Origin of the sequence: Rhodoferax sp., assembly GCF_028714215.1 — a bacterium.
Taxonomy (GTDB): Bacteria; Pseudomonadota; Gammaproteobacteria; order Burkholderiales; family Burkholderiaceae_C; genus Rhodoferax.
The window spans coordinates 1-22,611 of sequence record NZ_JAQTMS010000032.1; the positions used below are offsets into that span (position 1 = coordinate 1).

General features: G+C 59.3%; 16 protein-coding genes. All 16 read left to right on the top strand.

The window, feature by feature from the left end; translation table 11 throughout:
* On the top strand, positions 1–1,873 hold a 1,873-nt coding region (locus PHS32_RS14820; RefSeq protein WP_301079802.1), incomplete at its 5' end, for an OmcA/MtrC family decaheme c-type cytochrome.
* A 26-nt stretch (positions 1,874–1,899) separates the two neighbouring features.
* Positions 1,900–2,868: a DmsE family decaheme c-type cytochrome gene (locus PHS32_RS14825; RefSeq protein WP_301079803.1), complete on the top strand. Its 969-nt coding sequence runs from the start codon at positions 1,900–1,902 to the stop codon at positions 2,866–2,868.
* Between the two features lie 16 nt (positions 2,869–2,884).
* Positions 2,885–5,095: an MtrB/PioB family decaheme-associated outer membrane protein gene (locus tag PHS32_RS14830; protein WP_301079804.1), complete on the top strand. Its 2,211-nt coding sequence runs from the start codon at positions 2,885–2,887 to the stop codon at positions 5,093–5,095.
* A 413-nt stretch (positions 5,096–5,508) separates the two neighbouring features.
* A complete protein-coding gene (locus PHS32_RS14835; protein ID WP_301079805.1) occupies positions 5,509–8,355 on the top strand; it encodes an OmcA/MtrC family decaheme c-type cytochrome in 2,847 nt (948 codons plus the stop codon).
* Between the two features lie 290 nt (positions 8,356–8,645).
* The gene (locus tag PHS32_RS14840; protein WP_301079806.1) at positions 8,646–11,225 is read left to right on the top strand and encodes an OmcA/MtrC family decaheme c-type cytochrome; all 2,580 of its coding nucleotides are present in this window, start codon (positions 8,646–8,648) and stop codon (positions 11,223–11,225) included.
* Positions 11,226–11,578: 353 nt separating this feature from the next.
* Positions 11,579–14,368, top strand: coding sequence for an OmcA/MtrC family decaheme c-type cytochrome (locus PHS32_RS14845; RefSeq protein WP_301079807.1), 2,790 nt, complete (start codon positions 11,579–11,581; stop codon positions 14,366–14,368).
* A gap of 118 nt (positions 14,369–14,486) precedes the next feature.
* Complete coding sequence (locus tag PHS32_RS14850) at positions 14,487–14,888, top strand: helix-hairpin-helix domain-containing protein (RefSeq protein ID WP_301079808.1); 402 nt, start codon at positions 14,487–14,489, stop codon at positions 14,886–14,888.
* A 204-nt stretch (positions 14,889–15,092) separates the two neighbouring features.
* On the top strand, positions 15,093–15,422 hold the full coding sequence (locus tag PHS32_RS14855; protein WP_301079809.1) for a c-type cytochrome: 330 nt from the start codon (positions 15,093–15,095) through the stop codon (positions 15,420–15,422).
* A 61-nt stretch (positions 15,423–15,483) separates the two neighbouring features.
* Positions 15,484–16,128, top strand: coding sequence for a NapC/NirT family cytochrome c (locus PHS32_RS14860; RefSeq protein WP_301079810.1), 645 nt, complete (start codon positions 15,484–15,486; stop codon positions 16,126–16,128).
* A 68-nt stretch (positions 16,129–16,196) separates the two neighbouring features.
* The gene (locus tag PHS32_RS14865) at positions 16,197–16,793 is read left to right on the top strand and encodes a NapC/NirT family cytochrome c (RefSeq protein WP_301079811.1); all 597 of its coding nucleotides are present in this window, start codon (positions 16,197–16,199) and stop codon (positions 16,791–16,793) included.
* Between the two features lie 37 nt (positions 16,794–16,830).
* Positions 16,831–17,079, top strand: coding sequence for a hypothetical protein (locus PHS32_RS14870; protein ID WP_301079812.1), 249 nt, complete (start codon positions 16,831–16,833; stop codon positions 17,077–17,079).
* Between the two features lie 179 nt (positions 17,080–17,258).
* Positions 17,259–19,271 (top strand): cytochrome C, encoded by a 2,013-nt coding sequence (locus tag PHS32_RS14875; RefSeq protein ID WP_301079813.1) that lies wholly within the window; start codon positions 17,259–17,261, stop codon positions 19,269–19,271.
* 62 nt (positions 19,272–19,333) lie between these two features.
* Positions 19,334–21,091 (top strand): fumarate reductase (quinol) flavoprotein subunit, encoded by a 1,758-nt coding sequence (frdA, locus tag PHS32_RS14880; protein ID WP_301079814.1) that lies wholly within the window; start codon positions 19,334–19,336, stop codon positions 21,089–21,091.
* The gene (locus tag PHS32_RS14885) at positions 21,088–21,843 is read left to right on the top strand and encodes a succinate dehydrogenase/fumarate reductase iron-sulfur subunit (protein ID WP_301079815.1); all 756 of its coding nucleotides are present in this window, start codon (positions 21,088–21,090) and stop codon (positions 21,841–21,843) included. Before frdA ends, PHS32_RS14885 begins: the two co-directional genes overlap by 4 nt.
* Positions 21,840–22,232, top strand: a complete 393-nt coding sequence (locus PHS32_RS14890; protein WP_301079816.1) for a hypothetical protein — start codon at positions 21,840–21,842, stop codon at positions 22,230–22,232. Before PHS32_RS14885 ends, PHS32_RS14890 begins: the two co-directional genes overlap by 4 nt.
* Positions 22,233–22,234: 2 nt before the next feature.
* Positions 22,235–22,576: a fumarate reductase subunit FrdD gene (frdD, locus tag PHS32_RS14895; protein ID WP_301079817.1), complete on the top strand. Its 342-nt coding sequence runs from the start codon at positions 22,235–22,237 to the stop codon at positions 22,574–22,576.
* The last annotated feature ends 35 nt before the right edge of the window (positions 22,577–22,611 follow it).

Genomic DNA, 22,611 nt, shown 5'->3' on the forward strand with positions numbered 1-22,611 from the left:
CTACATCGATTTCACGCTCGACGCCAACGGCAAGTCGGTCCTCGTTACCGACCCGGCCAAAACACGCAAGATGACCGATGTCGCATCCTGCAATGGCTGCCACGAAAAACTGGCGCTGCACGGCGGCGGCCGCGTCGATACCCAGTTCTGTGTCATGTGCCACAACCCCGGCACCACCGACGCCAACAGCGGCAATGTGCTCAACCTCGCCACCATGGTGCACAAGATTCACGCAGGCAAGCTGCTTTACAGCAAGCTCGCGGCCGGCGGTGAGGACTACACGATCTGGGGCTATCAAAACAGCAAGCACAGCTACGCCGACGTCGGCTTCCCGCAAGACCTGCGCAACTGCACCAAGTGCCACTCGGGCGCCAACCCGAATACGCCACAGGGCGATAACTGGAAGACCAAGCCGTCCAAGGAGGCTTGCCTGACCTGCCACGCCAGCAACACCGGGTCCGCCTGGGAGATCCTGCACAAAGTCGTGGCCGGTGAATTTGTCGCGGCCGGAGCACCCGCCTCGGCCTTGTCGAACCAGGAATGCGCCCGCTGCCATGGCGCCGGCTCCGTCCTGTCGGCCGAGTCGGTGCACTGGAATCAGGTCGAGGCCAACGCCGCCAAGTACAAGATGAACATCGAGAGCGTCGCCTTCAACGACACCGCCGACCACAAGGGCCGCAGCGTGTCGGTCAAGTACTTCCTGTCCGATCCGACCAATGGCAATGCGGCCTACAACCTGGTCACGCCCGACTGCACCTATACAGGAACCGCAGGGGCCTGCGTACCACCCACCACCACACCCGCCACGCCCAATAACACCAAGTTTGGCAACCTGCGCTTCTACCTTGCCTATCAGAATGTGGTTGGCCAGTTCGATGCAGTGACCGAATTCTCGGCTTACAACAACGGTGGCAACGGCGCCAACGCCTACGCCCACACCGGCACCAACGACGGCAGCAACCACTACACGGTGAATATTCCAGTGCCCGATGACAGCACCACGGCCGTTGCCAAGGGCACTGCCCGTGTCGTCAGCATCGGCCAGATCAAGGAGCCCAAACTGGCGGTCGCGTCCGGGAGCAATCCGCGGCCCCAGGTTGTGCCCACGGTCTATGTGAATACCGGCGTGCAGCACGCCTACACGGAGCTTGCACTCAGCGGCACCTTGCAGGCGCGCCGCAGCATCGTCGCCAACGAGAAATGCAACGTCTGCCACAGCGCCTTGGGTGCCGCTTCCGGCTCCAATACGCTGGCCAACGCCTTCCACGGCGGCGCCCGCACCACGGTCGAGGCCTGTGTCGTTTGCCACGATGCCAACCGGGTATCCACCACCGTCATGACCAATGGATTGGCACTCAACGAGTCCTACCAGTTCAAGCGCATGATTCACGGCATCCACGGCAACTCCAAACGCACCTATCCGTTCACCAACGGCAACAAGGTGGTCGGCGCTTTCTGCAACCCCGCCAACACCAGCGACATAGCCAAAGCCGCCTGCAATGGCACCCTGGTCTTTGCTGCGGGTGTCGAAAACTTTGCCGCCGAAGTGGCCTGGCCAGGCGTCGGTATCAACTGCAATGTCTGCCACGTCAACAACTCGTACAAGGTGGACCAGAGTCCGCTCGGCGCTGTCGTCAAGAAGGACAGCGGTGTCACCGACCCGAACCTCTGGAAAGTGATCTCGCCCAAGGCCGCCAGTTGCACGGCGTGCCATGACTCAAGCAAAGCGGTCGATCACGTGGCCAGTTTTGGCGGGGCCTCTTTTGGCGACAAGACCCAGGCGCAAATCGCCGGCCTGCCGCGCGAGACCTGCGACGATTGCCACGCCAGCGGCGGCTCCAAGAGCGTGGACATCGTCCACGGTCAGAAGTGACCGCGACAATTTTGAAGGGATCTGGGATGCGAATCAATCGTTTAATCGCCGTCGTCGGCCTCTGCCTGTTCGGCCTGCTGGGTCCCGCTTGGGGCGCCGGTGAAACCGGGGCGAAACTCTGCGTGACCTGCCATGACGAAGAAGACCTGCCGGACATGAGCCGGTCGGCGCACGGGTTTTCAGCCGACAAGCGGGTGCCGGACTGCATCACCTGCCACGGCCCCAGTCCGACCCATGCGAAGAAGCCGGCCAACGTCAAGGAACGGCCTCACCCCGACCGCTTGTTCATCCGCCAATTCGCGCTGCCCGCCAACGAACGCAGCGCGGTTTGCCTGAGCTGCCACAACAAGGACCCGAAGCGCGCGCTGTGGAGCGGCAGCCAGCATGAAGGTGCCGATGTGGCCTGCAATACATGCCACAAGATCCACGGCAATCGTGACAAGGTGCTGAGCAAATCGACCCAGACCGAAGTCTGCTACAGCTGCCATAAGGAGCAGCGCTCGCAAATGAACCGGGCCTCGCACCACCCGGTTCCGGAAGGCAAGATGAGTTGCTCCGATTGCCACAACGTGCACGGCTCGGCCGGCCCCAAGCTGGTCAAGCGCGACAGCACCAATGCCACCTGTTACACCTGCCACGCCGAAAAACGCGGCCCCTTTGTGCATCAGCATGAACCGGTGGCCGAGGACTGCGCCAACTGCCACAACGTGCACGGCAGCACTGTGGCCGCCATGCTCAAGGCGCGCCCACCGCTGCTCTGCCAGCAATGTCATACGCCGCACGTGGCAGGCGGCGTCGGTGCCGTCGGTGGCCAAGCCGGTGTTTACGGCGCTGCCGCACCCGGTCAAACCGCGCCGCTGATCAGCGCCACTTCCAGCGGCAAGAACGTCGTCAACCTGTGGCAGGGCCGTAGCTGCCTGAACTGCCATACGCAGGTTCATGGTTCCAATAATCCGTCGACCAGCAACCCGACACCCCAGCTCATGCTGCGCTGAAGTACCGAGAGCAATCATGATCAAGTCCGATTCTTCTTTTCGCTTTCACCACAGCCTGCTCGCCCTGGCGCTGTCTGCCGCCTTCGTTTCCCTGTCGGCGCAAGCCGAAGGCGACGAGGCCAGCGCGCTAACCAGCATCAGCTTCGGTCTCGGCGCCCTCAGCGGCGACAGTGCCGATCACGCCTTGTTCGGCCAGTACAACGGTTTGCGTCCGGACCGCAGTGTCTTTGGCACGCTGGGCATCGACTACAGCCGACGCGACCTCGAGAACGGCCGGTGGGTCGAGTTCCAGGCTTCCAACCTACTGGGTGACACACGTGAACTGGGTCTGGTCTGGAAAAACCCGGGCAACTGGAAGTTCAGCGCCAATTACGGTGAGTTGGTCCGCTACGACCCGAGCACCGTCAACACAGGCCTGCTGGGCGCCGGTTCGACGACGCCGCAAGTAGTCGCGCTAAGCGCCGGCCCTGGCACCGGAGCAGACCTCGAATTGAAAACCAAGCGGACCGGCCTGGGTATCGGCTTCGCCAAAACAATCAGCCCGGCCTTGCAGTTCGAGCTTGACCTGAAGAGCGAGAACAAGGAGGGCTCGCGCCTGTTTGGCGTTGGCATCAACTGCCCCTCCGTGATTGCACCGGGTTGCCTGGGTACCACCGCCAGCAACACCGGTTGGGCCACACTGCTGCTGCCGGAACCGATCAATGCCAACCACAGCCAGATTGAAGCCCGACTCAGCTACGCAGCGGAAAAGTTGCGCTTCAACCTCGGTTACTACGGCTCGTTCTATCGCAACAACAACAGCACCCTGAACCCGGTCGTCCCGGGCAGCTTGTACAACCCGCTGGGCACCCTGCTGCCCCTCAATACCGGCTTGCAGGGCATCCTGAGCCAACCGCTGGCCCTGGCGCCAGACAATCAGGCGCACCAGTTCGACCTGAGCGGGAGTTACGACTTCACCGGCACAACGCGAGGCACCTTCAAGCTCGGGCGTACCATGGCCACGCAGACCTCCGACTTTGCCGGCGCCGGATTGACTGGCGCACCCACCGGTGTCACCAATCTCGGCGGCGAAGTGAAAACAACACTGGGCAAGCTCAGTCTGAGCTCGCGCCCGGTTCGACAACTGTCCTTGCTGGCCGATCTGCGCTACGAGAAGAGAGACGACCAGACCCCGATTGCCCTCTACAACACCGAGGGCACGGCAACCTTCACCAACCGCGATCTTTCCAACCGCAAAATCAATAGCAAGCTGCAGGCCAGTTGGCAGTTCAATAGCGACTACCGCGGCACATTGGGTGCCGACCGTGAAAGCATTGACCGCGGCGTCTTCACCGCCAGCAGCGCCATCTCCGGTATCAGTGCCCTGCGCCAGAAAACCGACGAAACCAGCGTCCGCGCCGAATTGCGCCGCCGCATGTCGGAGAACTTCAGTGGTGCCGTCAGCGTCGCCAGCAGTCGGCGCGACGGATCGAACTGGCTGAAGGACAACAGTGGGCTGGGCGTTACCGAGGTCAGCAACCCGGCCGACCCGGTTACCGGCTTTTCGCCAACCGCCGTCTTCATGCCGACGCTGGCCGATCGCAAGCGCAACAAGGTCAAACTGTTTGCCGACTGGCAACCGAGCGAGAGCGTGACCTTGCAGGCCAGCGCCGAGCGCGGTACGGATCGCTTCGACACGCCCAGCAGCTATGGCCTGCGCGATACCGGCATGAACCAATTCAGTCTCGATTGGGGCTATACCTTGTCCGACAACTGGGGTTTGAACGGCACTTTGTCGCGCAGCCTGCAAAGCCTGAACCAGGCACGTGCGGCCGGCTACCTGATGGCGTTTGACAACACCAATGTGGGTGCCAGTGTAGGCGTCAATGGCAAGGCCAGCGGCAAACTCAACGTTGGTGGCAGCCTGTCCTACGTTGGCGACAAGAGCGTCTACGCCCAGACCCTGGACAGTTTTGCCGGTAGCGACTCGGTCGCCCTGCTGGCCGCCACCGGCGGCTTGCCCGATATCGTGTACAGCCAGACCGCATTGAAACTGTTTGGTAAATACGCGCTTGAAAAAGGCTCCTCGGTACGCGTCGATTTTGTGCACCAGCGCAACATCGTCAACGATTGGTCATGGAGCCTCAACGGCGTTCCGTTCACCTATTCCGACGGCAGCACCGTGTCGCAAAAGCAGACGCAAAGGGTCAGCCTGATCGGCGTCACTTACGTCTACCAGTTGCCCTAATTCAGCGCTGCAAAGGGTCCCTCTTCTCTAGAGGGGCAAGCGCTTTTTCAGACTGCCCTGCCCGCGCTGCCCCGGGTACTAACTATCGGGTGGTGTCCTCAGGCTTCGGCCTGAGCCTTTCGGTTCTTCCCGACCCGGCACGCGACTCCGTGCCTGGCGTCACCGTCATGAGTGAAAACCGACGGTCCAGGAAGTCCAACCCAACGATCTCAAGCTGGCCACGGCCCTTCCGAAATGGAGGCTGGCGCATTCCATTTCCTCATCCTTGTACCTTGCTGGGAATTGGCCGCCCAATGCACGCCGAGGTTGATCTAGAACAAACCCTTAGGACTTCCTTACGAACAGAATCCGACTCTGTCAAGCGTCTGTAAAGTGAAATTGGTGTATTTAACTTAAGTGTTAAGGAGTCTGCAGTGAAGTATTTTGATCAGTCAACGAATAGGCGGCCATCGCCGCATTGGACCAAGTTGGCGGCAGCGAGCTTGCTCGCCGTCGCCGCTCTGGCCGGTTGCGGTGGTGGCAGTGACGGCGCCACCGGTGCCACCGGTGCCACCGGCCCCGCTGGCCCCACCGGCTCCAGTGGCCCCGCCGGTAGCAATGCTGTCGCCACGGTCAATGCCGGCAGCAATGCCACGCCTGCCACTGCCGCCGCCGCCGCTGCCTGGAAAACACTGGCACCGCAAGTCACCGTGCAAAGCGTCACCATCAACAGCGCTCCGGTCGTCAAATTCACGGTCAAGGACGCCGCCGGTAACCCGGTGGTGGGCCTCGCCAATTATTCCCAGAGCTCAACCGCCACTGTCAAGGGCCTGACCAACATCGGCTTCACGCTGGCCAAACTGGTGCCCGGATCGACTTACACAGTGACCTCCAACGGCGTCACCACCACTTACAACTCCAGTCCCAGCAAGTGGGTTAGCTATAACGTGATGAAGCCGGTCACCGTGGCACAAGCCGCCGGCACCATTGGCGCCGCCGACTCGTGCAACAAGACCGCCGCCGCCGCTGCCACCTGGTGCGGCACCTTCCCCACCACCGACGCCCAGGGTACCCTGGTCGATAACGGCGATGGCAGTTACCAGTACACCTTCTACCGCGATCCGAAACAGGCCGCCGCCATTGTGGCCAGCCTGACCGACTCGGCCGATGGTCTGGCCAAGAAAGCCGATCTGGGCGACTTGACCTATGACGCCTCCCTAACCCACCGTCTGGGCATCCAACTTGGTGGTGCCGCTCCTGGTACCGGCTCCAATACGCCCAATGCCGTGACCAACGCGGCCTATCCTGGTGTCAACATGGTCAACACCGCCAACGTGGTGTATGACTTCAGGCCCGATGGCGCCGCTGTCACCAGCACGCGTGACATCGTCAAGATCGATTCCTGCGCTGGTTGTCATGATGGGAAAGTGCTGGCTCACGGTAGCCGCAAGGATCCCAAGTACTGCATGACCTGCCACACCGATCAAGTCAAATACTCCTTTAGCATGGAGGCACCAAGCACCAATGGTGGCCTGATCTTGACCGGTGGAGTTTCTGGAACCACGACCCAAAAACGGGCTGAAACAGCCATCGTGGATGGTCGAGCCATCGGCAACTTCCCCAACTTCATGCACAAGCTGCACATGGGCAATGGCTTGGTCAAGCAAGGCTATAACTACAATGCCAATGGCGGTGCAATGCTGTTCAATGATGTTGCCTTCCCGCAGAACCCGGCCAATTGCGCCAAGTGCCACGATGGTTCCGCCAGTGCAGTCAACAAGACCGCCAATGGTGATAACTGGAAGAACAATCCCAGCGTGCTGGCTTGCGGTTCTTGCCATGACGGTATCAACTTCACGACCGGCACTGGCGTCACCCTGGCTGACAAGGCCAAGGACGTGGCAGCCAAAGTTGCCATCGGCACCACCAAGAGCGGCCACGCTGCCGGACAGGACGCGACCAACCCGCAGTGCGCCTTGTGCCACACCGCGGACAAGATCGCTGTCTATCACGCGGCACAAAACGCATCGCCGAACAACCCGACCGTGCAAGCTGGGCTGAAGAATTTCAAATATGAAATCAAGTCCGCTGCCGCAACTGCTACCAGCGTCACGGTTGTTTTCAAAATCACCGTGGATGGAGTTGCCGCGTCCTTCGTGGCCCCGGCCGCTGGTGTGACCAATCCTTTGGCGGGCTTCACCGGCGCACCAGGCTTCCTGCTGGCCTACGCCAAGTCCCAGGATGGCGTCACAACGCCGGTTGACTACAACAACCTCGGCAATGGCGTGGCGAATGCGCAACCGGTCAGCGTGTCGATCGCCAACTTGCTCGACACCAACAAGGCCCTCACCTCCGGTACCTTGGCCGGTCCCGATGCCAGCGGTTATTACACTGCAACCATCGTAGGCTCCAATGTCTTCCCGGCCGGAGCGGCCCTGCGCACAGTGGCACTGCAAGGCTACTTTACCCAGATATCACCCGCGGCTGCGCGCCATGCCCTGTCGGTCGTCAAGACCGTCACGGGTGACGCAGTACGCCGTTCCGTGGTTGACCCGGCCAAGTGCGGCAACTGCCACGAATGGTTTGAAGGGCATGGCGGCAACCGCAATATCGGCTTGGGATCTGACGGCATCGTCGTCTGCGTGGTCTGCCACAACCCGGGCCTGGTCACCAGCGGACGCGGGATCTCGGATGCCGCCATCTCGGCTTATCCGTTCACCGCCGCGGACAACGCGATCCTGGCGCTGTGGAACTTCAATAAGACCTTGACCAACGCCGCCTTGGCGCTGCCGCAGACTTCCAACAACTTCAAGGACATGATTCACGGGATTCACGCCGGTAAAGACCGTACCAATCCGATCCAGATTGCACGCGACCGGACTCCCAGTGCGATCAATCTGATCGACGGCAGCGAGATTGGCTTCCCGGGCAACCTGAACAACTGTGACACCTGCCACAAAGCGGGCGCTTACAGCGGCGTGCCGGCCAACACCCTGGTTTCGAGCCATGAAGCAGACAACGGGGTGTTCCTGAACGGCGTGAGCCGGACCCCGGCGGATGCCAAGGCCGCTCTCAAGCAGCCTAATGCGCTGGACAAGGTGACGACTCCGTTCACCGCAGCCTGCGTCAGCTGCCATGACAAAGCCACGGCCAAGGCCCACATGGGCACCAATGGTGGTCAGATCCTGGTAGCACGCAGCGCACAAAACACGGCTGGCGAGTCGTGCGGTGTCTGCCATGGCCTGGGCAAGGAATTTGACCCGGCCGTGGTTCACAAGTAAAGCAGCCAGGTGGGGAGGTCTTTCTCCCCACCTGTTCATCCCAGTTAACCTGGATACGGCAACGTGTCCGGGTTAACTTTTGGGCAAAACAAATCGCGATAACTTTGTCGAGTTTGCTCCAGATCAAACTGGCCTCCCCCGTGCGCAAGCAGAATCTGGCCCTGTAAAGCGTATGTAAAGTGAAACTGGTGTCTTTAACGTTAACGCCCAAGGAGGCAATAGTGAAGTGTTTTGATCAGTCAAACAAGAATCGACCATCCCCCCGCTGGACCAAGTTGGCGGCAGCGAGCTTGCTCGCCGTCGCCGCTCTGGCCGGTTGCGGTGGCGGCAGTGACGGCGCCCCTGGCGCTACCGGTGCCACCGGCCCCGCTGGCCCCACCGGCCCCAGTGGCCCCGCCGGCAGCAATGCTGTCGCCACGGTCAATGCTGGCAGCAATGCCACGCCTGCAACTCCTGCCGCCGCCGCCGCTTGGCAAGCATTGGCACCCCAGGTCACGGTACAAAGCGTCACCATCAACAGCGCTCCGGTCGTCAAATTCACGGTCAAGGACGCAGCCGGTAACCCGGTCGTCGGTCTGGCCAATTATTCCCAAGGTTCAACCGCCACCGTCAAGGGCTTGACCAACGTCGCCTTCACCCTGGCCAAACTGGTGCCTGCCTCCACCTACACGGTGACCTCTGGCGGCGTCACCACCACCTACAACTCCGAGCCCAGCAAGTGGGTCAGTTACAACGTCTACAAAACGCCCACTGTGGCACAAAAGGCTGCTGCACCAACGGTACCTTGGTATGGCACATGGCCATCCACCGATGCGCAAGGCACACTGGTTGACAACGGTGACGGTAGCTACCAGTACACTTTCATGCGTGATCCGAAACAAGCCGCTGCGATTGTTGCGGCTTTACCGGACACGCTGCCCCTCTCCGACAAGAAAGATCTGGGTGACGTCAGCTATGACCCAACCCTGACCCATCGTTTAGGGATTCAAATCGGCGGCGCAGCCCCAGGTACCGGCTCCAACACGCCCAATGCCGTCACCTCAACTCCCGGCGTCAACATGGTTAACACCGCCAACATCGTGTATGACTTCAGGCCCGATGGCGCGCCGGTCACCAACACGCGCGATGTCGTCAGTATCGATACCTGCGGTTCGTGCCATGACAAAAAAGTGCTGGCCCACGGCAGTCGCAAGGATCCACGGTATTGCGTGACCTGCCACACGGATCAAGTCAAATACAGCATCAATGCGGAAGCAACACCGGTTGGCTCTTATTACTTGACCGGAACCAAGACCACCAACACCTCGGTCGTGAATGGCAAATCATTGGCCGACTTCCCCAACATGATCCACAAGGTTCACATGGGCAATCGACTGGTCAAGCAAGGTTATAACTTCATCCCCAATTCCACCAGCGGAATCGGCGTCCAGTTCAACACCTTGGCGATACCGCAAGACATTCGCAATTGCACCACTTGCCACGATGGCGCGGCCGCTGTTGCAGCCAAGAAAACCACCAATGGCGACAATTGGAAAAACAACCCCAGCGTGCTGGCTTGCGGCTCTTGCCATGACGGCATTAACTTTGCCACCGGCGCCGGTTCCACCATCGCGGACAAACTGAAGGATGTTGCAGCCAAAGTTGCAGTTGGCACCACACAAACCGGCCACGCTGCCGGACAGGATGCGACCAATCCGCAGTGCGCCCTGTGCCATACCGCGGAAAAAATTGCGGTCTATCACACTGGCAAGTTGCCAACCAACTCTGATGCGACCAAGCGCACCATGAGTGCGGCCATCAGCAAGGCCACTGTGGCAGCCGACGGTAGCGTGACGGTTAACTTCACCCTCTCTGACAACGGCGTTGCAGTGACTGACCCGGCGGCCATCTCCGGCCTGGCATTCAGCCTTGCCAAGTTGAACCCGGCTGTCAACGGTGCTTCCACCCACTGGCAGAGCTACACCGGCAAAGCCCGGACCACGGTTGCGGCTAACCCGCCAGTCGTTCAGGGTTATAACGAAACTGCATTGGCCGCGAACCTGACTGTGGATGCCACCACCAAGGTCTGGACTTACAAGTTCCAACTGTTGAATGCAGCCACACCTGGCGACATCAGGACCATAGATCACGTTCATAATTTGTCAACGGCTACTGGCTCAAGCGCCATTACGGGACAATATTCAGCTGCAAGCATGCCGACACTGCCGTACGTAGTCAGCTACGATCCGACGTTGACCCATCGCATTGGCATCGAATTCAACAAGGCTGCAACCACGACACCGGTCGCTGCTGCTGTTGCGAACAAATTCAATGCCATCTATGACTGGGTGCCAGACGGCAACAAGACGGCCCAAACCCGCAATATTGTGTCGATGGATTCTTGCGCCACCTGCCATGCCGGTAGCAAGATTCACAAGGGCTTTACGACTGAGTACTGTGTGACCTGCCACAACCAGAACACCTACGACCCGTCCTCCGGTACCGGCAATGGCGTGGGCAGCAAACTGGTTGACCTGCAAGTGATCGTCCACAAGCTGCACATGGGTAATCAACTGCCAAGCGTTAAGGCAGGTGTGCCATACACCATCAATGGTGCCGCGCATGATTACAGCAACGTGGCTTACCCGGGTGTCATCAAGAACTGCGCGGTTTGCCACAAGGCCACGGCCACCAAAGCTGACGGCAAGACCTTGCTTGAGAATCGTGCTGCCTGGTACACAACCCCGACCAAGCGCGCTTGCTCCACCTGCCACGACAGCGTGATAGCGGTGGCCCATATCGACAGCAATGTCTCGGGGGGAGTTGAAACCTGCGTAACCTGCCACGCTCCAGGCAAGGTTTCCGACATACAAGCTGCCCATGGCAACTAAGTAAGTAGAGCGCAGGACAGGTGCAATGCCTGTTCTGTCCAACCAAGCCAACCCGGATGCGGTAACGCCTCCGGGTTTTTTTGTTTTCGCGCAACACTTGGCGCACCGACCGGTGCGCTTGCCTTCACCAAGCCGAATCAGAAGTGTCTTGGAGACCCAGCAGTGAATTCATCTGATTTGATCTGGAGCAAACTAGCGAGCACTGATTACACTGAGAATCTCTTCCTGTAAAGTGCGTGTAAAGTGAAATTGGTGTAGTTAACTTAAGACTTAAGGAGTCTGCTGTGAAGTATTTTGATCAGTCAACTAAAAGGCGGCCATCGCCGCATTGGACCAAGTTGGCGGCAGCGAGCTTGCTCGCCGTCGCCGCTCTGGCCGGTTGCGGTGGTGGCAGTGACGGCGCCACCGGCGCCACCGGTGCCACCGGTGCTACCGGTCCCACGGGCCCCACCGGCCCCGCCGGCAGCAATGCTGTCGCCACAGTCAATGCCGGCAGCAATGCCACGCCTGCAACTCCTGCCGCTGCTGCCGCTTGGCAAGCATTGGCACCCCAGGTCACGGTACAAAGCGTCACCATCAACAGCGCTCCGGTCGTCAAATTCACGGTCAAGGACGCCGCTGGTAACCCGGTCGTCGGCCTGGGCAACAAGTCCCAGAGCGCTAGCGCTACCGTCGCCGGCCTGACCAACATCGCCTTCACCCTGGCCAAACTAGTGCCGGCATCGACCTATACGGTAACCTCCAATGGCGTGACTTCCACCTACAACGCCGAGCCCAGCAAATGGGTCAGCTATCTGGTGACCAAACCGGTCACCGTGGCGCAAGCCGCCGGTACCATTGGCGCCGCCGACTCGTGCAACAAGACCGCCGCCGCCGCTGCCACCTGGTGCGGCACCTTCCCCACCACCGACGCCCAGGGTACCCTGGTCGATAACGGCGATGGCAGTTACCAGTACACCTTCTACCGCGATCCGAAACAGGCCGCCGCCATTGTGGCCAGCCTGACCGACTCGGCCGATGGTCTGGCCAAGAAAGCCGATCTGGGCGACTTGACCTATGACGCCTCCCTAACCCACCGTCTGGGCATCCAACTTGGTGGTGCCGCTCCTGGTACCGGCTCCAATACGCCCAATGCCGTGACCAACGCGGCCTATCCTGGTGTCAACATGGTCAACACCGCCAACGTGGTGTATGACTTCAGGCCCGATGGCGCCGCTGTCACCAGCACGCGTGACATCGTCAAGATCGACTCCTGCTCTGGTTGTCACGACGGCAAAGTGCTGGCTCACGGTAGCCGCAAGGATCCCAAGTACTGCATGACCTGCCACACCGACCAGATCAAGTACACCTTCAGCCAGGAAGCCTCCAGCACCAACGGTGGTCTGGTCCTGACCGGCACCACACGTCCGACGACTGCTATCGTTGACGGCCGTGCCTTGGGCAACTTCCCCAACATGATCCACAAGACCCACATGGGCAAGGAACTGGTCAAGCAAGGCTATTTCTTCAATGCCGCAGGTGAAGGGAAGTACAACGATGTGACCTATCCGCAACCGATCACCAACTGCGCCAAGTGCCACGATGGTTCAGCCACGGCCGTCAACAAGACCGCCAACGGCGACAACTGGAAGAGCAACCCCAGCGTGCTGGCTTGCGGTTCCTGCCATGACGGCATCAACTTCACCACCGGCGCCGGCGTCACCCTGGCCGACAAGGCCGCTGACCTGGCAGCCGGAAAAGCCATCGGCACCACCAAGACTGGCCACGCTGCCGGACAGGACGCAACCAACCCGCAGTGCGCTTTGTGCCACACCGCAGCCAAAATCGCCACCTACCACGTGACAGTGGATCCGGTTGGCGCGAATGGCCGTGGCGGTTACCCACTGAACACCGCGCTGAACGTGCCGACAGTAGGCTTCCCGTCCGGACAGGGTCCGTCGATCCCGTTGGCCTCGCAGTTGAGTCTGCCTGCCGGCGTTTACAAGATTGATTTCGAACTCAAGCAAGCCAGCGTTGCCGGTGCCGCGGGTGCCAAGAAAGCCACCGTGGTCTATCGGATTCTGAAAGACGGGCTGCCGGTTACCCTGAACGCCACCGGCAAACTGATCGACAACGTTGACGGTACACCTGACATCTATGTGGCTTACGCGATCCCACAGGATGGTTTGGCTGCGTCCAGCGACTGGAACGCTTCTGTCAGCGCCCACGTGATTGACATCCGTGACGGCAAGGCAGGAAGTTCTCAGACCGGCCCTGACGCCAGCGGCTATTACACCGCCACCTTGGGCACCACCATCCCGGATGCCGCCACCATGGCCACGGCCGGACTTGGCATCAACTACAACGGCTTCGTGCAGTTGAACCATGCCGCCTATCCGAAGGGCATCCGGCTGCGCGAGCCCCAGTTTGCTATCAAGACGGTTACCGGTTACACGGCGCGTCGCGCCATCGTCAGCAACGCCAAGTGCAATAGCTGCCACGGCCAATTGGGTGTCAGCCCATCGTTCCACAGCGGCGCCCGTAACAACGGCGAAGGCTGCGCGATGTGCCATCAACCCAACACCGCCACGGGTCACACCGGAGCAGCCAATAATTTTGGCGGTGGCTGGTCGGTCAGCATCAAGAACCTGGTGCACTCGATCCACTCGTCGGCCAAACGCGAACAAGCCTTCACCTATGAAGCTACCGCTGAGAATCCGAACGGCTTCCAGGAAGTGACTTATCCGGGTGTGCTGAAGGATTGCCAGCAATGCCACGTTGCCGGCGCCTACGACTTCAGTGCCACGGCCAACGCTGCCGCGATGCCGAATCTGCTCTGGACCACGGATGCCAAGTCCGACATGAGCAATCCCACCAGCGCTCCTTCCATCGGTCTTTCACCCTGGATCACGTCCTTGGGCAAGGGGCAGATCAACTACACGGCCGACAACCTGGTGACTTCACCGATCTCGTCGTCCTGCTTTGGTTGCCACGACACCAAGATCGCGGTCGCGCATATGCAGTTGAACGGCGGCACCATCTACGGGTTGGCTTCCACCGTCACCGCTGCCGGCACGCGCGCCAGCGGTTTCACCAAGGTCGAGGCCTGCATGGTTTGCCATGGTCCTGGCAAGGTCGCCAGCATCGCGTCGGTCCATCAGTGATCCACGCCTCCTGACCCCGGCCAGGCCGGGGCACCACAGAGTGTGCCCCGCTGGCCTGACCTAAAATTGACCCGGCTACGGCAACGTATCCGGGTTATCTTTTTGACAAAAGGAATTTATGAATTACCGATCCATTTCCGTGGCGCTGGCCAGCGCTGTTTTGCTGCTGAGCGCCAACTTTTCAATCGCCGCTGATACCAAGGCGGCGGCGCCCCAGCAAGCTGCCAGCAAAGCCTTGGCAAGCAAGAGCAAGGTCGCGGCCAAACCCAAGGCAGCCGCCAAAACCAAACTGGTCGACATCAACACAGCCAAGAGCGAAGAGCTGAAGACTCTGCCCGGCATCACTGACGCTGAAGCGGCCAAGATCATCGCCGGGCGTCCCTACTCCAGCAAGGCCGATCTGGTGGTGCGCAAGCTCATTGACGACGGTGCCTATGAAAACCTGAAAAAACTGATCATCGCCAAGCAACCCAACAAGGACGCAGCGAAGAATGCCGCGCTCTACAGCAAAAAGAAGTAGCGCAAGGGCAGCCCTCCAGTTCAGTCGCCGAGTTTGCTTTAGATCAAGTTTTGGAGTATTTAGCGATTCAGTGGTTGGAGATCGCAAATAGCACTGATAAGATGCCACGCTAGATTTACGCGATCGTCCGCCGTGTCGGATGGGGTGTGAAGCTGACACGGTGGCGCCCAGCCACACATTATTTTTCTTTGAAGGATTACCAGAATGAAGATGCTTTCCACCCTGCTAGTGGCCTGCGGCCTGATGACTGCCTCGTTTGCCTACGCGGCAGTGGACGCCGATGCGGCACAAGCGCTGCTGAAAAAGAGCGATTGCATGAAATGCCACGCCGTGGACAAGAAGAAGGACGGTCCAGCGTACAAGGAAGTCGCCAAGAAATACAAGGGCAAGGCCGATGCTGAAGACAAGCTGATCAAGCACGTTACCCTGAGCCCCATGATCGAGATCGACGGCAAGAAGGAAGAGCACAAGGCGATCAAGAGCAAGGACGCGGCCGAGATCAAGAACGCGGTTCAGTGGATTCTGGCGCTGTAATAGTTTGACGATTTGACACGCATTGCTGCGCCACTGCTTGGGCTGGTTGGCGCCTTGATGCGTGTTTTTTATTGAGGAGCGGCAAATGCCTAAAAGAGTAATCACAACGGTGCGAAGGTTGGTCACTGGCAACTCGGCCATCAAAGTGTTGCTTGCGGGGTTTGCCATTGGCATCGTCGGCATGAGCCTGTTCGGTACGAGCATGATTTACACCGGCACCGAGCAATTTTGCGCCAACAATTGCCATGAGATGGCCAATAACAACACGCGTGAATATCGCGACACGATTCACGACAAAAACCGCACTGGCGTGCGTGCCACTTGCGCCGACTGCCACGTTCCTCACGCACCGGTTCCGCTCTACATTGCCAAGATGGGCGCACTGAACGACTTATGGAGCCACCACGTCACGCACTCGGTCGATACGCCTGAAAAATTTGATGCCCAGCGCCCGATGATGGCGACCCGGGTCTGGACCTACATGAAAGGCAATGACTCGCGCGAATGCCGCTATTGCCATGACGAAACGAAGATGGATCCCGAAAAACAGTCTGAAATGGCCAAAGCACGCCACATCAAGGCCAAGAAAGAACATATGACCTGCATTGACTGTCATTACGGCATCGCTCACAAGGTACCAGAAGGCCCTGGACCGCAAGAGCTTGAAGTCGACAAAGCCTTCATATCCAGAAGCTCGATTTTCTAAAGCACGCATTATTGCGACAGTTTCCCCGCGCAACCGCCGTGTTGCGCGCACCAGAGGAGTAGGTTCAGATGAAAGTTATTGAAAAGATTCGGGCCCTGGGTTCGCGCCCCGGCAACCTTGGCGTGCTGATTTTGGGCTTGGTTATTGGTCTGACCCTGTTTTTCTCGGCCGGGTCGTTCATGGTCTATGCCAATTCCGAAAAGTTCTGTGCCACTTCATGCCATGAAATGGGACCCTTGGCGAAAGAGCACAAGGACACTATCCATGACAAGAACCGCACTGGCGTGCGTGCCACCTGCAACGACTGCCACGTGCCGCATGGCTACATTACAAATTATCTGGCCAAGCTCAACCTGTTCAACGACTACTGGGGCCACTTTGTAACGAAGTCGATTGACACCAAGGAGAAGTTCGAGGCCAAGCGCTACGAACTGGCGGCCAAGGTCTGGGTTTACATGAAGCAAAATGACTCCCGCGAGTGTCGTCATTGCCACACCACGGCCAAGATGGACGCGGAAAAACAGACCGACAAAGCCAAGGCACGGCATGAAAAACTACGTACCGAGGGCATGACCTGTATTGATTGCCACTTTGCGATTGCCCACACCGAGCCGAGCGGCCCGGGGCCGCAGGAATTGTTTGCTGCCGGTCCGGCCAAAAAATAGCGCCTTGGCCAGTTGATCGAAACGAAAGGAAATCATCATGCTCATCGATTGCTACGAATGCAAAGCCAAGGTCAGCGACACGGCGGCGAGTTGCCCCCACTGCGGTGCCCTGCCGGTTGATTCAGAGCGCTCTCTGTCGGTCTCGGTCAGCGACCTGGACATGAGGTTCATGACCATTTTCTGGTTTTTGATCAAGGCCTCGGTGGCGGCGGTCCCCGCCATGGTGGTGCTCTACACCGCGGCGACCGTGATTGGCGGCATTGTGACGCCGTTGCTGAACCGGTAAAACTGTCCCCGTCCCGCATGGCCAGTGTTGCCCGATTGCCTGATCGGCAACCACTTTAGGGGCTGTGCGCAAAATGACATGAGTCGGTCGTTTGATCTATGTCATAGCTCCCTCACTCTCCGTCAGGTTCCCGATGGCTGAAGTTACACTCGCTTCACTTATCTCCGGAGGTTCTTTACATGCGACTTGAGCGCTCGGTCCTGTGGGCCATTTTTGTTTCCTTGGCGAGTGTCTTTCTGGCCCTGCCGGCCAGCGCCGCCACGACCCCCACCCCTACGCCCCCCCCTTCACTTGACAACGCCACTTGCCTGACTTGCCATGACGGCAAGAAGGGCAAACTGGAGGTCCCCGGAGCCGACGGCAAAGCACGAGCACTGCGCAGTGTGGCAGCCGATAAGTTTGGCCAGAGCGTGCACGCCAATATGCAATGCGTGGCCTGCCACACCGACATTGCGGACAATGCCGAAAAAGCCAATGCCCATGCCAAGGACCCGGCACAGGCGTTGAAGAAGGTGGATTGCGCCGGCTGCCATCTGGAACTCTGGGAACAGACACAGAAATATGGCAAGGCCAACGAAAGGCCGCGTCTGGGGGTGGTGGCGCAGAACATTGAAGCGTACAAGAAGTCGTTTCACGCACGCCCCAATTCAGATGACAAAACCAAGCCGAACGCGGCCTGCGACAACTGCCACGACACGCACAGCTTCAGTGTTCCGCCCAAGAACAGCCCGCAACGCACACAGTGGCGTTTGACCATCCCAACGGTTTGCGGTGGCGCCTGCCACACCGAGCAGTTGGAAGCCTATCTGGGCTCGGTGCATGGTCAGGAAAACAGCAAGAAACTGCTCGCTCAAGCCGCCGTCTGCTCCGACTGCCACACGGCACACTCCATCACCAACACCTCGGGTGACGCCTTCAAGTTGACCGTTTCCTCCAATTGCGGCAATTGCCATGTGGAAAAGCTGGACTCCTACAAAGACACCTTCCACGGCCAGATCAGCACACTGGGCTACGCCTACACGGCCAAGTGCTACAACTGCCACGGTAGCCACCAGATACTGAAGGTCAACGATCCCAAGTCCATGGTCCATCCGAACAATCGGATGAAGACTTGCCAAAGTTGTCACAACGCCAAGAAAGGCCTGCCCGAGGTGCCGGCCGGCTTTGCCAGCTTCCAGCCGCACGGCAATGCTCACGATTTTGGTCGCTATCCCCAAATCTGGATTGCGTGGCAAATCATGGTCCAGTTGCTGGTGGGTACTTTCAGCTTCTTCTGGCTGCATACCGCACTCTGGTTCTACCGTGAATACAAGGAGCGCAAAGAACGCGCTGGCCAGCCCCACATCAAGCCCGACTCGGTGCCGGCGCACATGAAGGGCAAACACGTTCAACGCTTCACCCCGATCTGGCGCATTGCCCACTTGACGTTCGCCCTGAGCCTGATGGTGCTGACACTGACCGGAATGCCGCTGTTCTACTCGGACGTGGCCTGGGCGCCGGCTCTCATGCGGGCACTGGGGGGCCCGCACTCCGCCGGTATCATCCACCGCGTCGCGGCCGTCGTTTTTGCCGGTGTCTTCTTCTGGCATCTGCTCTATATGGGCTGGAACATTGCGCGCAACCGCAAGACCTTCAAGGTCTTTGGCCCGAACTCGATGGTTCCCAACCTGCAGGACGGCAAAGACATGCTGGCCATGTTCAAGTGGTTCTTTGGTCAGGGTCCGCGACCGGTATTTGACCGCTGGACCTATTGGGAAAAATTCGACTACTGGGCACCGTTCTGGGGCGTCACCATCATCGGGGTCAGTGGCCTCGTGATGTGGCTGCCAGGCTTCTTCGGTGCCTTCCTGCCAGGCTGGATTTTCAACGTGGCGGCCATCTTCCACGGTGAAGAGGCGTTCCTGGCGGTGGTGTTCCTGTTCACCGTGCACTTCTTCAACAATCACTTCCGTCCGGACAAGTTCCCGCTCGAGGTGGTGATGTTTACCGGCACGTTCTCGCTGGAAGAGTTCAAGCACGATCACGGCGTGGAATACCAGCGTCTGTTGGACAGCGGTGAGCTGGAGAAGTATCTGGTGGATGCTCCGTCGCCGGGTAAATTGGCGGCCTCCAAAGTTCTTGGCTTTACCCTGATTACGATCGGCCTGACCTTGCTGACGCTGGTTGCGATCGGGTTCTTTAAGGGCGGCTAAACTCCAATGCGACAATATTTCGTCGATTGGATTGCAATCACTGCGGTGATGGAAAGGAAAAAATGGAAATAGTCAATACCGATGTCGCCATCATTGGCGCCGGGGGTGCCGGTCTGCGCGCAGCCATTGCGCTGGCCCAGACCGACCCGAAACTGCGCATTGCGCTGATCTCCAAGGTCTATCCAATGCGCAGCCACACCTGTGCCGCCGAAGGCGGCGCGGCTGGCGTCATCAAGAAAGATGACAGCTATGACCTGCACTTTGACGATACCGTAGGCGGTGGCGATTGGCTGTCGGACCAGGATTGCGTCGAATATTTCGTCAAGGAAGCACCCAAGGAGTTGATGCAACTCGAACATTGGGGTTGCCCCTGGAACCGTGAAGCCGATGGCTCGGTGGCGGTGCGACCGTTTGGCGGCATGAAGAAGCAGCGCACCTGGTTTGCCGCCGACAAGTCGGGCTTTCACATTCTGCATACGCTGTTTCAAACCACCTTGCAGTTCCCCTCGATTACGCGCTTTGACGAGTACTACGCGCTTGATCTGCTGGTGGAAGACGGCCGCTGCCAGGGCGTCACGGCCATGGAAATGCGCAGTGGCATGATCAAGCAGTTCCACGCCAAGTCGGTCATCATCGCCGGCGGCGGTGCCGGGCGCATGTTCCCGTTCAGCACCAACGGTGCCATCAAAACCGGTGACGGCATGGCCCTGGCCTACCGCGCCGGCGTACCGCTCAAGGACATGGAGTTTGTCCAGTACCACCCGACCGGCCTGCCCAATACCGGCAGTCTGCTGACAGAAGCATGTCGCGGCGAAGGTGGTGTGTTGCTCAACAAGAATGGTCGCCGCTACCTGCAAGACTACGGCATGGGCCCGGAGACGCCACTGGGCAAGCCGCAACTCAAAACCATGGAGTTGGGTCCGCGTGATCGCGTCAGCCAGGCCTATTGGCACGAACTGCAAAAAGGCAATACCGTCAGCACCCCCTGGGGCGAGTGCGTGTTGCTGGACATGCGCCATCTGGGTGAGAAATACATCGACGAGCGCTTGCCGCTGGTGCGCGAACTGGGCATTGCCTACCTGGGCGTGGACATCGCCAAGGAAGCTATTCCGATCCGCCCGGTGGTGCATTACATGATGGGTGGCATCTCCACCAATACCAAAGCCGCCACGCAGTTGCCGGGGCTATTTGCAGCCGGTGAATGCGCTTGCGTCAGCTTGAACGGTGCCAACCGTCTGGGCTCCAACTCGCTGGTCGAACTGCTGGTATTCGGCAAGAGCGCCGCCATGTCGGCGATCGAGCACATGAAGGGTCTGCCGCAACCCAACACAGCCGCTCTGGAGGCGCGTGCGAAGGAGTCCCAGGCGCGCATTCGTGAACTGTTCTCGCGCACCGATGGCACCGAGTCGATGTCCGGCCTGCGCAAGGAGATGATGGACACGATGGAGAAGAACGCCGGTATTTACCGGGAGGAAGTCGGCTTGCAGGAAGCCGTCAACAAGATCGCCGAGCTGCGCCAGCGTTACCAGAAAGTTGTGCTCAACGACAAGAGCAATGTGTTCAACACCGACTTGTTCCAGGTGCTGGAACTCGGCTCGATGCTCGATTGTGCCGAGGCACTGACGGTGGGCGCGCTGGCACGTAAGGAATCACGCGGTGCGCACCAGCGGCTTGACTATGTACAGCGCGATGACCAGCAGTACATGCGTCACAGCATGGTCTATTACCAGGGTCTGAAAGCCCCGCGTCTGGATTACCTGGACGTGGTGATTACCAAGTCGCCCCCAGGCGTGCGTGACTACTCGGGAGATCACAAATGACAACACAGTTGAAGAAGCGCATGGTTCAGCTGGAAGTGCTGCGCTACAACCCGGAAAAGGACAGTGAGCCCCACTTTCAGAAGTACGAGGTGGAGTGCAACGAGGAGTGGGTGGTGCTGGACGCGCTCAACGCCGTCAAGGAACGCATAGACCCTACCCTGAACTTCCGCTGGTCCTGCCACATGGCTGTATGCGGCAGTTGCGGCATGATGGTCAACGGCGAGCCCAAGCTGTCGTGCCACGCTTTTTTACGTTCCTATGAGGGCGTGATTCGGGTCGAGCCGCTGGCCAATTTCCCGATTGAACGCGACCTGGTGACGGTGGCCGATGACTTCATTGACAAGCTCAAGCGCGTCAAGCCTTATTTGATCCCCAAGGAAAAGAAGACCATTGAACAAGGCGAGTACAAGCAGACGCCGGCGCAATTGATGAAGTACCGGCAGTTCTCGATGTGCATCAACTGCATGTTGTGCTACGCCGCCTGTCCCGAATACTCCTTGCAACCCAAGTTCATCGGCCCGGCTGCCATCACACTGGCACACCGCTATAACCAGGATTCGCGTGATGGCGGGCGCGCTGAGCGCCAGGAAGTCATCGCCACCAATGAAGGCGTGTGGGAGTGTTCATTTGTCGGTGCCTGCTCCGAAGTGTGTCCCAAGGCCGTTGACCCGGCGAGCGCGCTGCAGCAGGTGAAGGTTGCCAGCACCATCGACTGGTTTAAGGAACATCTGTTACCGGGAGGCACAAAATGAGCCGCAAACCCTTTGTTCGGCAGGTCTCCAAGACCGGCTGGTATTTGAAGCACCCGCGCTACATGCGATACATGTCACGTGAGGTCACCTGCATTCCGATTGCCGCCTTTGCGCTGCTGATGCTGTGCACCCTGGAGCGATTGTCCAGGGGACCTGAGGCCTATGAGTCCTTTCTGGCGGCCCTCAAAGGACCATGGGGGTTTCTCGGGCTGGCGGTGATCCTGTTTTTTGCCGTGTACAACGCCACCAACTGGTTTAACGTAACTCCCAAGGCCATGCCGGTTCAGGTCGGCGAGGAATTCCTGGACGGCAAATACATTGTTGGCGCTCACTACGCGGTGTGGGCAATAGCCTCACTGGTGGTCTTGTTTTTTGCGGGAGTCCTGTAACCATGGCCAAATCCAATAAACCCATTTTCTGGAGCCTGTTTGCGGCTGGGGGCACGCTGGCCGCTTTTCTGGCACCGGTGCTGGTACTGCTGTTTTTGCTGGCCTCCCTGGGCCACGCGCCCGATCTGCTCAGCTATGCGAAGCTGCACGCATTTGCCGCACACTGGTTTGGCAAGCTGTTCCTGCTGGTGGTCATCACACTGTTTCTGTGGCACGCCGCGCACCGGCTACGGGTCACGGTGTACGACTTCGGTCTGCGCCAGGATTCGATTGCCGCCTTCGTGTTTTACATCGTGGCTGGCGCCGGAACCATTTTGTCAGCCGTGTACTTGCTGAGAATCTAACAAGCTCTGTCCCCAACACTGCTAGCTTGCGGGAC